Annotated in this window: 12 protein-coding genes and 1 pseudogene; 11 read left to right on the top strand and 2 right to left on the bottom strand. The window is 57.6% G+C overall.

The genetic code is table 11. The features are described from left to right. The first annotated feature begins 533 nt into the window (after positions 1-533). The 9 genes and pseudogenes from I6F38_RS39430 (at position 534) to I6F38_RS39390 (ending at position 9,308) form a co-directional block, all read left to right on the top strand. Positions 534-743, top strand: coding sequence for a hypothetical protein (locus I6F38_RS39430; protein WP_075968983.1), 210 nt, complete (start codon positions 534-536; stop codon positions 741-743). 122 nt (positions 744-865) lie between these two features. After that, positions 866-1,579: a MerR family transcriptional regulator gene (locus I6F38_RS39425; protein WP_026192373.1), complete on the top strand. Its 714-nt coding sequence runs from the start codon at positions 866-868 to the stop codon at positions 1,577-1,579. A 240-nt stretch (positions 1,580-1,819) separates the two neighbouring features. Further along, positions 1,820-2,932 carry a branched-chain amino acid ABC transporter substrate-binding protein gene (locus I6F38_RS39420; RefSeq protein ID WP_225164196.1) on the top strand — a complete coding sequence of 371 codons (1,113 nt, stop codon included), beginning with the start codon at positions 1,820-1,822 and terminating at the stop codon, positions 2,930-2,932. A 679-nt stretch (positions 2,933-3,611) separates the two neighbouring features. Next, positions 3,612-3,821 carry a hypothetical protein gene (locus tag I6F38_RS39415; protein WP_225164195.1) on the top strand — a complete coding sequence of 70 codons (210 nt, stop codon included), beginning with the start codon at positions 3,612-3,614 and terminating at the stop codon, positions 3,819-3,821. A 60-nt stretch (positions 3,822-3,881) separates the two neighbouring features. Beyond that, positions 3,882-4,139: pseudogene (locus I6F38_RS39410) on the top strand (transposase); the annotation flags it as partial. 169 nt (positions 4,140-4,308) lie between these two features. Further along, complete coding sequence (locus tag I6F38_RS39405; RefSeq protein ID WP_026192371.1) at positions 4,309-5,334, top strand: LLM class flavin-dependent oxidoreductase; 1,026 nt, start codon at positions 4,309-4,311, stop codon at positions 5,332-5,334. Positions 5,335-6,279: 945 nt separating this feature from the next. Further along, the gene (locus I6F38_RS39400; protein ID WP_225164194.1) at positions 6,280-6,654 is read left to right on the top strand and encodes a NolY; all 375 of its coding nucleotides are present in this window, start codon (positions 6,280-6,282) and stop codon (positions 6,652-6,654) included. A 1,040-nt stretch (positions 6,655-7,694) separates the two neighbouring features. Further along, positions 7,695-7,967 (top strand): hypothetical protein, encoded by a 273-nt coding sequence (locus tag I6F38_RS39395; RefSeq protein WP_075968984.1) that lies wholly within the window; start codon positions 7,695-7,697, stop codon positions 7,965-7,967. Between the two features lie 618 nt (positions 7,968-8,585). Then, on the top strand, positions 8,586-9,308 hold the full coding sequence (locus tag I6F38_RS39390) for an outer membrane beta-barrel protein (protein ID WP_225164198.1): 723 nt from the start codon (positions 8,586-8,588) through the stop codon (positions 9,306-9,308). 269 nt (positions 9,309-9,577) lie between these two features. Here the strand turns inward: I6F38_RS39390 and I6F38_RS39385 are convergent, their stop codons facing one another. Together I6F38_RS39385 and I6F38_RS39380 are read right to left on the bottom strand one after the other, a co-directional pair. Next, positions 9,578-10,303 carry a LuxR family transcriptional regulator gene (locus I6F38_RS39385; protein ID WP_016840022.1) on the bottom strand — a complete coding sequence of 242 codons (726 nt, stop codon included), beginning with the start codon at positions 10,301-10,303 and terminating at the stop codon, positions 9,578-9,580. Between the two features lie 577 nt (positions 10,304-10,880). Beyond that, entirely contained in the window at positions 10,881-11,066 is a 186-nt protein-coding gene (locus I6F38_RS39380) for a hypothetical protein (protein ID WP_016840023.1), read from the bottom strand. Between the two features lie 822 nt (positions 11,067-11,888). Here I6F38_RS39380 and I6F38_RS39375 point away from each other — a divergent pair. After that, the gene (locus I6F38_RS39375; protein WP_225164193.1) at positions 11,889-12,515 is read left to right on the top strand and encodes a sulfite exporter TauE/SafE family protein; all 627 of its coding nucleotides are present in this window, start codon (positions 11,889-11,891) and stop codon (positions 12,513-12,515) included. A 902-nt stretch (positions 12,516-13,417) separates the two neighbouring features. Further along, positions 13,418-14,752 carry an oxygen-independent coproporphyrinogen III oxidase gene (gene hemN, locus I6F38_RS39370; protein WP_225164192.1) on the top strand — a complete coding sequence of 445 codons (1,335 nt, stop codon included), beginning with the start codon at positions 13,418-13,420 and terminating at the stop codon, positions 14,750-14,752. Positions 14,753-15,298 lie beyond the last annotated feature (546 nt).

The following is a 15,298-nucleotide window of genomic DNA, read 5'->3' as shown; positions in this document are numbered from 1 at the left end:
CCCGTCAACAGAGTCGCCGACCTGCTCCCGTGGAATTGGAAGGCGACCCAACAGCCCAATGCGGCTGCTGCCTGAGGCGCCGCGGCAGACCGGCGCGACTGCCCGGGGTGCTGGCCGGATGCGTACGTTTCAGAGGGGCCACACGTCAGAAGCGCCGCACCAAGCGCTCGATACATCGCGCGGGCCAGGCCCCGCCCTTGAGCGCGGCCTCACGTAGCGGCATGAGCAAGATCAACTCGGGGCTCGCGCCATCCGCGCTCAGAACCAGTCGTGCTCCGAATGCGCGGAGTCGATTCCTCCGCCGAGCCGCACATGACGCGCGGCCAGCCCGCCGAGCGATTGTACAGATGACGGGAATCGCTCGTGCTATTTTGCAAGACACCGCGCGCCTGTGTTGCCTTGTCGCATCACCTTAAGGCGCCATGCATCTTCATCGCTCCGCGCCGCTGATCTGACTTCTTTTGGCCCTATCGCGGCCAAACGTCTTGACGACGTGCGCCGCCTTGGCGCAATGACAAACAAGGAGCCGACCGTTGGAACAGTACAGCGGCGTATTCGATCCGGAAGAACTATCTGTCTTAGGAAGCCTGTTTGATGGCGCAATCAATGCGTTACCGCCGTCGATGCGAACGCCTGAAAATCGGACCGCAGTCGCCAAACTCATCTTGGATAGTACAGAGAGCGGCGCGTCCAGGCTGGCATGCCTGATGAACTTGTTGATCATCATTTCACCTAAGGGTTGATCGCCAACCATTCTGAGGATAGTCACCATCTCTTACGCTGGAATGGAAGACGATCCAGCTAGAGCTTTGAAATAGCTTGAATCATACGTGACGTCAGGTTGTAGGCTTTGAAATTGAACAACATGAGCAAAGCTACACCACGAAGGCGTCGATGGCGCATTGGCGAACTTGCAGAGGCGACCGGAGTGACGGTACGCACGCTGCATCATTATGAACATACCGGGCTCTTGGCCGCATCGGAGCGCACAGACGGCGGTCACCGGATGTACGATCGTGAAAGCGTCCAACGAGTTCATCAGATTCGCGCGTTACGTGAGCTTGGCTTCTCCCTTCACGAGATACGTAAGGCAATGGAGGGCACTACCTCACTCATTGACCTGCTGCGCAAACATTTGGAGCGGATCGAACTTCAAGTCGCTCGAGCGACCCTGTTGCGAGATCGTTTACGCGACATGACGACAGGCAGTGAGATCCAGGTAAGTGTAGATGAGCTGCCTGCAACCTTGGATGCGATGTCTAAGGTCCAGACGCGTAGTCAGACGTCCCGATGTACGTGCAAATTGGCTATAGAGCGCGAGGAGCGGTGGAGGCGAATCCGCGACGAACTGCGTGATTGCATGGATCGGGGCGAACACCCTTGCGGTGAGCGAGCGAAAGCTGTGGCGGTTGCAGCGCGGCTGCTGATCAGCGAAATCGCCGGAGCCGATTCGCGCGTTTCAACGATCCTGAAGGTCCTTGCGCGGTTGAGTGCCCCTCGCAGTCTGGCCGGTTGGGATCCTACTCTTATGCAGTATCTCGACCTCGCCCTTGCGGGGCTGGAGGATCAGCCGTACTGACGGCCTGGGCGCAGGGATGCGCAGGATCTCGCTGATCATTCCGCCGAGACCACGGTTTATTAGTTTCTCACAAAGGGACTTGAACCGCACGTAACGTCAAATTGTAGGCTCTATCATGGTCGCGGCGTAGCCAAGCTGACGCGCACGACTTCGCTTGGCAGAAGCGACCACATCAGGCTTGGAAGCAAATCGAGCCGCCGGCGCTGGCGGTTCACTTCAGGTGAGCATTGGAGCCCTACAATGTTGGGTCGGCGTTACGTTTTAGCTGCCAGTGCAGCACTGCTCTTCTGCGCCGTCGGCTCGACTACGCGCGCCTCCGACGTCAATATTGCCGTAGCTGGTCCTATGAGCGGAAGCAGCGCGGCGTTTGGCGCACAAATGCGCAATGGAGCGGTGGCCGCCGTCGAGGCTTTGAATGCGTCGGGCATACTTCCCGATACCAAGCTGATATTGACCGTCGTCGATGACGCTTGCGACCCCAAGCAAGCCGTCGCAGTTGCGAATAAACTCACAACCGAGCGCGTCCGGCTAGTCGTTGGCCACTTTTGTTCTTCTTCGTCGATTCCGGCCTCCGACGTCTACAATGAAGCAGGCATCATTCAAATGTCACCTGGCTCGACAAATCCTCAACTGACAGAACGTGGCCTTAAGACGGTGTTTCGGATTTGCGGCCGTGACGACCAACAGGGTCTCGTTGCAGCTGAGTACATTCACGCAAATCACCATAACGAGACGATCGCAGTGCTCGACGACAAGAGCACGGCGGGTAAGGGCATTGCCGACGTGGTTGCGGCACAGCTGCAGAAATCCGGCGAGCACGTCATTCGAAAAAGCTACATAGCCGGTGAAAAGGATTACGCAGCACTGGTCTCAAGAATGAAGAAGGACGGCGTGCGGGTCGCCTATATCGGCGGCTATCATACCGAAATTGGACTGATCGTACGCCAGGCGTCAGAAGCAGGTGCCGGCCTCATCGTCATGGCAAACGATCCACTGATGACCTCTGAATTCTGGGCCATTACCAGCAGTGCAGGAAATGGCACATTGTTCACCTTCATGGCCGACCCCGTCAAGAATGCCAAAGCGGCCGGCATCGTGGCCAGACTCAGCGCTGCCAATCTGTCTGCCGAAGGATACACGCTTTACGCCTATGCAGCAGTCCAAGCATGGGCAGAGGCGGTAAAGCGGGCCAGCTCTTTCGATGCTCGACGAGTGGCCAGCGCACTTCGTTCGTGGCCGATCGATACCGTGATAGGCCCAATACTGTTTGATTTTAAAGGAGACAACGCGGCTCCTGGATTTCTCGTTTACCGCTGGCGTGACGGGCATGTTGAAGCCGTCAAGCAGAACTGATCGGGGACGACGAGCAACCTCCCACAATTCAGCCAGTGATACAGAGAATGAAACGCCCTCACGACCTTGGTGCGGCCCTACTGGCGTGCACTCTTATACTCGCGGTTTTCGGAGCATTTTTGGCGTTCGCTGCAGCGCTGGCAGAGCTGCCTGACGTCGATCCACTGGGGGATGAGTTGCGTCCGATGATAAACAAGTAGTGCTTGTGCAAACCCTCAGTGTCGCACGACCACCTTGGCAGGCATGTCTTGATCAGCCCGATGGTCGCTCTTTTTGGTTCACCGGCTCCTCCTCAAGTAGGCCTCTATGCCGTCTGCAACGGCTCGGCGACATCACGAAGTGCCGGTGGTTTCTTCCCACAACGTAGCCATGGAACTCAATTTGCATCAGCAATTTGCGTCATCGAGCCGGCATACCGACAGATGCACATGCGCGCTGCACTCTATGAGCAGGCGCGCGCCGTGCGAGGTCCTGCGAACAGCACACGGCAAGACGGCCAATTGGCGTTCCGACCGAACAGCTCTCCACGTGACTTGCGTTGCCATCAATGGGCCCCCATTCCCGCTGTCCGCCGCCTTACTGGAAGGCTCGTTACCGTCCTGGCACGGCAATGCCGACATGCGAGGAAAAGCTCCACCTTGGAGCGAACCGCCGTCAGGCCGGCCGCCGCGACATGCCAATGGGCTGGCTACACACGAGCCAGAACATTCTCGACATCAATGTGATCGGCCATGCCATCGGCGTGCGCATCTTTGGGCGCCGTTATGCCTTCGCGAACAACCTTCGGCCTGTCGGGCCTGAAAGGCAGGAAGTTGCAGCCGACTTCGCTGAACTTGACCCTTCTGGAGTACCCTCCGACCCAAGCGTCGTGCTGGCGCGCGGCAGCTGACCTCCTATTGGCAATTTGCTCTGGCCGCAGTGCAAGTCCTCCCCCAAGAAGGGCGGACAGATGAAGCGACCGAGATTCACGGAAGAGCACATTATCGCGATATTGAGGGAGCATGAGGCCGGCGCGAAAGCGGCCGATCTAGCTCGTAGGCACAGGATCTCTGAGGCGGCAATCTACAATTGGAAAGCCAAGTTTGGCGGCATGGACGTTCCTGCGGCCAAGCGATTGAGGGCCCTGGAAGAGGAGAACGTGAAGCTAAAGATGCTTCTGGTGGAGCACATGCTCGGTGTGACGGCCCTTCGCGAGCTCCTGTCAAAGTAGTGATCAGACCGCCATTTGCAGATTCTCATGACCCAATCGCATCGTGCAAGCTCGGTGCCTGCACCCAACGAGAGAAGTCAAAAGCGGTCAAATAGCGAACGAGCCGTCTTTGAGACAGACGACATCAGGCAACCGGGACTTCTGTTCCACAAACGGAGATGATCAAGTGAAAAACAGCCCTCCTCCAAGACTAACGTGCGGCATTTTCGACCATTTGGACGACGACGGTCGCGATGTCGCGCGACAATACGAAGATCGCCTCAAGTTGGCGGAAGTGTGTGATTCTCTGGGATTTTACGCTTATCACCTAGCCGAGCATCACTGCACACCACATGGCAGAGGGCCGTCGCCGAATCTTTTTTTATCGAGTGTCGCGCAGCGTACCCAGAGACTGCGCGTTGGTCCGCTGGTCCTGTTGCTCAACCTCTATCATCCTTTGCGCGCGTTCGAAGAGATCTGCATGCTTGACCAATTGAGCGGCGGCAGGCTCGAGCTCGGTATCGGACGTGGCTCCCTGCCGACCGAATGGGGCTATTTCGGCGTCAGCGCGGACGCGGCGCCAGAGCGTTATGAGGAAGCCAGCGAAATCCTAAATGCTGCGCTTAAGGGGCATACGCTATCCTATCACGGACGATTTTTTGAGCTGAGCGAGATACCTTTGACCATGAAGCCTCATCAGCATCCATGTCCGCCGACCTGGATTACGAGCAGCCGGACCGAGTCGGCGGAATGGGCCGCTGAAAATGGCGCCAATCTGGCGTGCCAAGGCCGCTCCTCAGCTGTCCGAAACATTACGAATGCGTTCCGCTCGCATCGGGCGGGCATGACGGACGCGGACGATCGGGAGCCGTTTCTTGGTCTGCTCCGCATGGTCGTGATTGCGCAGTCTGACCGAGACGCCCATGCAGCAGCGGAAACCGCTTATCAGCGATGGCTCGAGAGCTTTAGATTCGTATACGAGCTGAACGCCATTCCGACACCACCTACCCTGCCGCTGACCTTCGATGCAGCGCTCGAGAACGAATTGTGCGTCGTCGGAACACCAGCTTCCGCCCGACAGCTCCTTCTTAACCAGATGGAGGAAGCGGGCGCCAACTACCTACTTTGCCAGCTTGCATTCGGGAACCTCCCGCTGGAAACTTCTCTATACACCGCAACCACAATCAGATCCGAGATCATCGCCAGACAATGACTATCCGATTTTGGCACCTCAGAGAGGCAGCGCGTCGCGACCTCCATCTATGATTGGATGTCCCGAAGTCGCTTATCTAGGACCTCCTGCCTTATTCAGCAGGAGGTCCAAAGACCGATGAGGACTGAATCGCCCCGATGACCATCGTGCAGGCCTCTCGGCCGATGTCGTCGGCGGTGACGTGAACTGATTTGGAGAGCGGCGGCATGTCAAGCCAACGTTGTTCATATGCTGCTGGTCTCATGCGTCTTCCAGAGCGGATCCCCCGATCGCGCGCGCTATCCGCGAGCTGGATGCATCCCATCAAAACTTTCGATTTTACCGTTCTTAACCAAATACCCCATAGTCAATCGCCGATTTTCGGAAAGCAGCCCTTCACGAACCACGTGTGACAATGAACCCAGTTTGCTTTGAGCATCGTCGCCGGGCATCTCCAGCCGCGCGTGCCTGCATCACCAATGAGACTACCCCATCCTGCAAATCGCGGCACGTGCTGCGCACCCATAGTCGGATGGCGCATCGCAACGTCCCACGCGCCATCTACCGCGTAGTCGCCGACCTAATTGTCGTCATGCTAAAGGCGTTCCAGGAGATTGGCTCTCACGTACTCTTATCGGCTGGGGTCCATGCGTGCGCCGGCTAGGCCTCTGACAAGCGAACTGGGCCCTCGGCCAAGGCGAACCGGACCCCTACATCATCGTGGTCGGCGATTCTCACTCGTTCACACCCTCAGCGCTACTCGGCGCTGGCCGCCTTCACCTGCTTTCTGCAAACTTGCACCGCGGTCATCTCATTCTATGCGCTGTTCGCGACTGACTGTGCGCGTGCACAGCCTTCTGCAGCGGCAATTCGTCCTCGTCACGCGCCTGCAGCCCCACGAACGCGACAAACGACGCACCTCTTTACTTAGCCTAGCCCTGCTTTTAATTACTCTGGAGAAACACCGTGGAACTCGATCCTTCCAGGTCGCGTATACAGGACCTGAAGCACCGCATCGACCTGCAACTGGGCATCGTTGCCGCCCTCATCGGTGAAGAAGGCAACGAACTCGAAGCGGTCCGGCTGCTTAACGCACTCACAAACGAAATGATAAATGCGGAGCTTGCGCTCGGTCAGCTCGGCGATGCGAGGACCAACGGCTACGCTAGCGACGGGCAAACAGCGCGAATGTCGGCGGACCGCGGCATCTATCATCCAGAAGACCTTCAGGCCTTGGGCCGGCTTTTCGATCAAACAGTGGCAGCTTTACCTGAGGCTCTGCGTACGCCTGCCAACCGAATTAAGATCGCCAAACTGATTCTGTCGCGTGCAGCGGAGTGACGTTCGATTCGGTGTACTCCGGCCGTTGAGGACGCGATGAAACGCCATTCATAGCTGGGCCGACGCCGCGCTGCGGTTTTGCGCGCCCAGCACCGCAGCAAGGCTCAAGATTCAATGGGCTTATGTCTCGCGAGCGAGCCGCTTCCGTTGCCCTGTCATATTGCAACCTCCGGCATCACAGCGAGGTTTGAAAGGACGCCATCGCGCCGGGGAGGTCATCATCGACTCTCATCTCAGCTGGACTTTCTTGTATCAAGTACTTCGTATCTATAATGCCTTATATTCCGCAGCTAAGCGAATGAATGCGAAGCAACGTATGTGGCGACGCAGAGGCATGATTGTCTCGTTCGGTACGTTTTCCTCAATGGTTCGGCGCCTGTGTTGCGGCAGCACCTCTTACATCCCGCAACGCACTACATTCCACAGCTCCTTGCAGGACAGCACCAACCAGATCATCGCAATTACCCCGCATCTCGTCACCGCCTTCTCTACTGCACTCCCACTTGACGCAAAACGTCACACTACGCGGCCATGCGAACGGGTCAAACAACAGAAAGACGGGCGCGCCGTCGATCATGTTAGAACGCCGACAAACACTGTCCAGACTGCGTCACGCGCTTAGGCGGTGAATCGTACAAAACGGTCAATACTGGGGTTCAAACGCTTCGTATTTCTCGGTTACGAATGTGGTGAAAGGTCAGCTCGTCCGCTAGCACCGTCGCGCCGACCCAATCTGGCCCGCTCTTCTAGTTTCTTGGATTAGCCACCACCACCGACCGCAAGCAATTTGGGCAATTCGGCATGAAAGCGCGCGATAACGCCCGCCTTCGAGTGATACAGAATCATTGAACTGAATTTGGTACTACGACGTTCGGTCATCCGCGCTTCAATAAGCGTCTGTATAAATCTGATCGTAGCGTCGACAGTGGCTCGATGCGTGAGCGCGCCTACGGACCCGATCTCTTGCTTGATAGGCCACCGGCACTCGATGCTTCGACAACGCGACCTCTTCGTATTCAAGATATCGATTGGAGTTTGAGATGGATCAGATCTCATCCGAGCAGATGCAGGCGCCCGAAATTCTCGTGAGCGCCGCGTTTGACAAGGCGTGGCGCTTTGTCGAGAAGGATCCGCTGCTGGCACATAATCACAAGACAGTACTTCATAGCCGATTGCGAGCTTCCCTGGAATCTTCGATAAGGAACGGCGAACGGAATACCTTGCATCTGGCGAACGAGGCGATACGAAAATTACGCGCAGAATTGACAGCCTCGACCAAGGCAGCAAGATTACTCACACTTCCGCGGCAATAACGATCAGCTATGTCACTGCTCTCCGCAATCTTAAGTCGCAGATTAGCATTCTCGATACATGGTTGTCGCATTATTTTTCCACCACTATTTTGCCCGAACCGCTTCTGAACTAATGCAGCGGGTACAAAGCGCCAAGCGCTGGGCAAGTCAGCTAAGGGTCAGAGTAAGCGACGACGAGGCAGGATAAGCTCGTTACCCCTTAACGTGACACTGTGCATACGAAGATTCTACTCATGCCCTAAACTCGGGACGCGCTTGGACAACTTCAGCGTAATGCCTCGTTAGGCGCTGCCGCATCCGCAAGCGCGAAGCAAATTAGCTACTAGAAGCAGGCAAGCCGCATCGACCTTTTTGGCTCCTCCGCGGGCGCACAGAGACCGTTGAGAAGCGTGCAAGAGTTACTATCGGCGGTATTGACCTTCGCTCATGGTGCGTGCCTATCGGCTAAGAGCATCTTGGTCGGGCTGTGCATGGCGATGAATGCGCGCCCAACAATCTGACGCAGCGTTCGATTCGACCCGTTTCTTGCAAAACAATGTTGTGCTGCAGTTACAGCAATTCGCGGCGATGTTGTTAAGACGCACAGCGCCGGGGGGCATCGAAAGGAACAACACTCGAATGAAGAATTTGCTGATTCTGACTGCATGCATCGGCGCACTCGGTGCGGCCGCTCCCGCATTTGGCGCGGACTTCGCCGGGCAGCCCCTCAACGTCAAAGCGCCTCCGCTGCCGGCTGCCCCCCCAGTTACCGACTGGACCGGCTACTATATCGGTATCAATGGGGGCTGGGGATCGAGCCATAATTGCTGGGATTTCAATGGCGTCACTCCCGAGGGCTGCCATAATTCGGCTGGAGCCACCGTCGGTGGTCAGATTGGCTATCGTTGGCAGATCTTCAATACAGTCTATGGCATCGAAGGTCAGGGCAACTGGGCCGATTTCAACGGCTCCAATGTCAGCACCGCCTTCCCGGCAGACGTCATTGGCACCAAGACGGATGCGTTCGGCTTGCTAACCGGTCACATCGGTTACGCGTTCAATGCCGTTCTGTTGTACGCTAAGGGCGGTGCTGCGGTGACCAGCAACACCTATCACATCAATTCAGTGACTACCGGAGCCGGGATTTCCAGGAACGACGATGTGCGTTGGGGTGGTGCGCTGGGCGCAGGGGTCGAAGTCAGCCTCACGCCGAGTTGGTCGGCTGGCGTTGAGTATGACCATTTGTTCATGCAGGGCAGCAGCGTGCTCTTCCCAACATCCGGCGGCGATCGCGTCCACCAGGACGTCGATCTCATCTCGGCACGGCTCAATTACAAGTTCAGCCCGGCGTTTGGCAGATAGTGATATCCGCGCCAGCGGCGTCGAATCGAGATCCCCGACCGTCGGTCGGGGTTCTTTCTTCAAGTTCCTTTGACCAACAAGCACCCCTGCCGGCCTTTTCCAAACACCGGTCGTCCAAGCTGGCTCATAGGCTGGATAAAACGCATCGCCGTGCTCCAACACTCGTTGAGGAGCTCCGATCCGACGCGACGAGGGGTTGCAATCGCTTGCCTCAACGGAAGCGCGAGCAACAATTAACCCTTGGCGCCAGCTCCATTCGAGTGAGCAATTCAAAAAACATTGAGGCGAATCGCAATAGCGACTGCCTGGATCCGGGTGGTCGCACCCAACTTTCGCATCGCGTTTTTGATATGAAAATTGACGGTATTCAAGCTGATTTCCAAGATCACCCCAATTTCCCATGACGATTTTCCCTCCGCCACCCACCGCATGCAAGTGATCTCCCGCTGCGACAGGGTCACTTTCTTCTCTCCGCCATTATTGCAGGGACGTGCGATCTCGCCATGGGCGGTATGAAAGAGCGAAGCCAATGCGTTGAGATGGCCGATGCGGTCCTGAGGATCAACATCGTCGGATGGAGATGCAAACGACACCACCGATACACGGCCCAGCGGCCCAAACAACGGCACGCTCATACCATGCTTCAAGCCGGCCTCCCTGGCCTCGTCCAGTACGCGTCTCTCGTCTGGCTGAAGTTCATAGTGGTTCGCGAGTTGATCCCACAAAAACGGCCGCAACAGCATCGGCGTCCGCCGAACCACCGGATCGATGGTGTGATACTTGTGTTTGAAGTATCGCTCGCACCAATCTGGTGGCCACTTCACGGCCACGGTTGGGGGTGGATATTCCGCCAGGCGAAGTGGCTCAACGAAGTTGAGGGCGCCATAAGCAACCTCACCGAACCCCTCTTCGGTGGCGCAGTTTACGAGGAGCTCGAACAGCGCTCTGAGCGAATGCGTCTGTTTTGCGCATTCAGTGAAGCTAAAACGATCCATGATCGGCGGCTGAGGACGCCGATCATGGTCGGTGTCGCTGCGTTCGATTGCGCTTGTTTCAGGCGGAGCCAAGTTGGATTCCACGGCCTGAACCTCCCGGGTTTGCTCTACGAGAAGTCTGGAGCGCCCGCATGCTGCCAGACGCCATTTCCGAATTCGGGGCTCTGCCGGCCACTGCGGCGGCGTGATCGTCTTCGTCAAACAACCGAGGCGCCGCTGCTATCCTGTGTCTTAAGCCGAACAACGCGACGCAACCGTAGCGCCGATGCCCATCCAATGTGATCTAACCGGCTCCCCTGTGACGCGCTGGTAATCTAGGAATCGCCGCTGGGCCGGCCACCTTGATTGGTCCGCGCTCTCGATCTCTGACGCACATGCGGAGCGCGCGGATTTGAGGAAATCCGACTGTCCTAACGGTTCAGCCGGCGATACGAACCAAACAGCACGACCGGTTGCGGCGTCAGCATAGGTCAGATTGGCTCGTGCGAAACCCAGGTCCGGTGCGAATGAAGCTTCGCTGCATGTCAAGGTCGAGCACGAGCAGACTATAGGCACTGAGCTTCCCGAACGAGGTGAGCTAGGGTACGCCGACCCGCTGGCGGGCGCCGGCTCCCCACTGCGTGGTGTCACCGTCGATGCTCTGCTTGCCGGCGAAGGTGATAGTGGCGTCATTTTTCCTCCCCCTCTTGCGAATTCGCATCGCCAGCCCTTGGCCGATCCTGGGCCCCTCCGCGGCGTCGAGGACGCGATCGATAAGCAACATGCAGCAGAAACCCCAAGAGGTAACGACCTAGCATTAATGCGTGGTCTCTGAGGGGCGTGCAGGTCCGGCGCGAATAAATCGAAGGGGCGAATAGAAGTGGCGCCAACGATGCAACGAGAGACACGCGATGTCGCGAGAGCTCCTTGACGCAGAGGACACGTTGCATGTGCATCTCCAGAAGGGAGAGGACCCGGGATCGGACCAGCAAGTGTCATACCAGTTTTTGTGTTTGCACAATCAATCGTGGAAACAAGGGCTTGGCCAACGGGCGGTTCAAGTACATGGCGTGTTGAAGCAATCGTGACATCGGGAGGAAACGCGACAGCACCATTTGCGCGAGCCGCAGCACCAATTGATCCAGATCAAAGAGAACGCCGTTCTCGCGGCGGCAGCTCTCCAACGCGTCGATGTCCCAAGCGCAGCGAACTTCTGGCCTGAACGCACGGGGAGGCCGGCCGATCAGAGATCAACGACAAACGCGGGTCCGATCACCGGCAACCGACTTGCATGTGTAACGGCTCGGAATGCAACCGTGGACGTCAGGCGAGGCCGGGAGTACTGTCTACCCGACATGGGTGTCCATCCACCTGCAGGAGTCTTGCGCAGTCCAGTCAACTACGAGACTTGACAATTGATGGAGACGATCGACACATGGCAATCGTCATGCAATTTGGGTTGAGGATCGGTCCGGCAGCGCATTCTGACTAAACTCGGAATTCAAAGCAACAACCCCGCGGGAAAGACAATTGCACCTCGCCTCGGGAGGGCATCCTTGATGCGGTTAGCAACCAAGGCGAAGCGCGTCGCCAAAACCGGTGAAGTATGTTTTCTCTGGTCCTGGCGATCATCTCACTGCTCTATACGACCGTTGGCCAGGCGGGTGGTACTGCATTTCTGGCGCTAATGGCTTTTGCTGCTCTGCCATCGACAGAGATGCGCCCGACGGCGCTCGGTCTCAACATTGTTGTCGCGACTTACTCTACATGGGTCTTCAACCGCAATAAAGTCGTTGACTGGATAATGCTGCGTCCGCTTCTGCTCGCATCGATGCCGGCGGCGTTTGCCGGTGGCCTTATGGTGCTCGGAGAAGACATTTATAAGACGCTGACCGGGATCGTCCTTCTACTGGCAGGAGCCGTGATGATCGTGCGGCGCGGAGGCGCCGCCGATCGCATTCACGAAAATCGGCTCTGGGGAACGGTGAGCATTGGAGCGGCCATTGGCCTGGTTTCCGGCCTGACCGGCGTCGGCGGCGGAGTGTTCCTCGCCCCGACGCTCATCGCCCTGAATTGGGCGTCGCCGAAGCAGACAGCCGCGCTGTCGCCCCCTTTTATTCTGGCTAATTCCACAATCGGCTTCGTTGGAGCTCTTCTCGCTGGTCAATTTCCGTCTTCGTATTTCGGGCTTTACGAGTCGCCGCGCTGGGGGGCGCCGTTGCAGGTACGATGATCGGCCTGAAATGGATGAGCCAGACAACTGTCAGGTTCATCCTCGTGGCGGTTCTATTCGTTGCCGGCATCCAGTTGGTTTGCGCATGATTGTGCGGCTGAAGCGCGACCAATGAAGACCTGAACTGCACAATCCTGCGAAGATTGATAACTGCAAAAGCAAGCGCAAAAACACGCGACATGAAGCGCTGAGGCGGACAGAAACGCATCGTCAGATTGCGACTGCGTGTGAGAAGCTGTTCGGACTCGTACCCGGGATTAGCAAAACCTGACACTTGGTTGTGAATTGGTGAGTTGCTTGTATTCGGCGATGGAACGTCGCCGAGCCAAGGCGCCCCGACGCACTTTGCCGGGGTTGGAAGTGCGCCGGGTCCGCCCCAACATCATCAGTACATCCGTGACGATGCTTGCGGCAATGAGACAAGCAGCGTGGCGGAAATGAGGCCCGTCCATTTTTTTAGGCGTGCGGTCTAAAATGCTTTCTGCGCGGATCCAAGGGCCTTGAATCTCACGTAGCGTCAGGTTGTATGATCTCGCGCTTGTCGCGCCTCATCTAATGAGCAACTTCTTATCCATGGTATGTTCAGCCGGACGCGTCCTGCTCAGGCATCTATCCAAGAGGTGCCGCCTATAGCGAAGGAAGGTGAGCGACGAGAAGCCACTCCACCCGGACCTGCACGGGATATCGCTTGCCTCGCGGTGATGGGTCGAGATGGTGGATCACATCCACGCTCGCAGCGCAGCCCTCGGCCCTCATACCTCTCACGCCACGTCAGTCCCTAGGCCGTAATATCGAGAACGGAATTCCGATTTCGACTAAGTTCGGACCAGTTGACATAACTCAAAGACACAGGAGGGCGCATCGGCCAGCTTCGCGGCTGTATGAGCATGGGAAGCCAAGCCTTGCAGACCGCACTCCTGAACAAATATTGCGATGCTCGCCTGCCTTGGTACACCATCTACCCAACTGTACCGGATTTCTCCACGACAATCGGCGCCAGAACCTGTCAGACTTGGTTGAACCGGCTGCCGCCCGACGAACCCGTATCGCTCTATATCCACGTTCCGTTCTGCCGGTCGATCTGCTGGTACTGCGGGTTTCCTACAAGCCTCACTCGCAGCGAACGGCCGATTCGCAATTACTTGACGTCGCTGCGGGAGGAGATTCGTCTGGTTGCGGAGCAACTGCCGCGCGCGTTGCCCGTCAACGACGTGCATTTCGGCGGCGGAACGCCGACCAGCATTGCGGCGGTCGATTTCCAAGCTCTGATGGTGCTCTTACGGCGCTATTTTGCCTTCAGCACGTCCGCTAGCGTCGCCATCGAGATCGACCCGCGCGCGTTCACGACCGAGATGGCGCAAAGCTTAGGGGCAGCCGGGGTCAGCCGCGCGAGCATTGGTGTGCAAAGCTTCGACCCCAAGGTTCAAAGGGCGGTCAACCGCCTTCAGAGCGAAACGCAGACGGCTTCTGCTGTCGAAAGTCTTCGCCAGCAGGGAATAAGCCGCATCAACTTTGACCTGCTCTTTGGTCTGCCGCACCAGACGGTGCAGTCCTGTGTGAACTCGGCAAGGACGGCAGTGGCCATGCGACCCGACCGGCTCGCGGTTTTCGGTTATGCCCATGTGCCCTCCTATATGAAACGTCAGCGCCAGATCGATGAGACGGCACTGCCGGACAATGTTGCCCGCGTCGAGCAAGCTGCGGCCATGGCGGACACGCTGGTGTCTGCCGGCTACCGGCAAATCGGGCTCGACCATTTCGCCTTGCCGGACGACGAGCTCACGCTGGCACAAGAAGCTGGACGGCTGCGCCGCAACTCGCTGGGTTATTCGGCTGATACCTGCAAGACCGTGATCGGCCTTGGTCCGTCAGCCATCGGCCGTCTCGGTGACGGGCACGTCCAGAACGCGGCCGAAACAGCGACTTATAGCCGGCATATCAGAGCTGGCCGTCTGGCAACATCGAAGGGCTGCTGTCTCACTGAGGAAGATCGGCTGCGGGCTGCAATTATCGAGCGCCTGATGTGTGATCTGGAGGCCGACGTGCCGGCACTCTGTGCGGCCCACGGATTTGATCCGATTGGGTTTCTCGATTCAGCCGACCGCTTGGAAATGCTCACCGAGGACGGGATCGTGGAGATCCAGGACGGCTTCATCCGCGTCAAGCACGAGCACCGTTTTGTCGTACGCGCCGTCGCTGCCGCATTCGACGCTCATCTCGACCGCGCACCCTACTAAGCCAGGCACTTGAGCAGGGTTTCGATGCATCAATGCTGCTTGCGGACGGACGATCGAAACAAGCGCCGCGGGATGCTGTCGGCTGAATTGATGCGGATCACCTCGGCGAGCTGACCTTGGCGACGCCGCTGCGTTCGTAGGCATCGGCTATCTATCGCAACAAGCCACTTTGCGAAACGTACGGCCGACCTCGGTGAGTGCGGCTAAAGGACTCGGCCACGCCTGTAACAGCCTTAACATGTCAAGGCCTGCCCCTCTTCTGTCCTGCGATCACTGGCGCACCTCCGACGGAAACGGGGCCTTGTGGTTTGGACCGCTCTACGCGCTTCTCGTCGCGCTTCTTGGCCGGGCTCGAAGCAGCTTGTGGGGGCGACGAAGAAATAGCGGAGGGAGCAGAAGGGACGGCTGCTGGATTCTGCAAGGAATCAATCCGCGAAGCCAGCACTGTGATCTGATCTAAGATCCCTTTGAGGTCCTTCCGCTGAGCATCGATGTACCGGTTGAGCTCTGCGATATCCTCGCTCACCTTCTCCCGCGCCCAACGTA

The organism is Bradyrhizobium sp. BRP56, assembly GCF_020194035.1.
Taxonomy (GTDB): Bacteria; Pseudomonadota; Alphaproteobacteria; order Rhizobiales; family Xanthobacteraceae; genus Bradyrhizobium; species Bradyrhizobium australafricanum.
The sequence above is the reverse complement of the archived record's forward strand: the minus strand, read 5'-3'. Positions and strand labels throughout refer to the sequence as shown.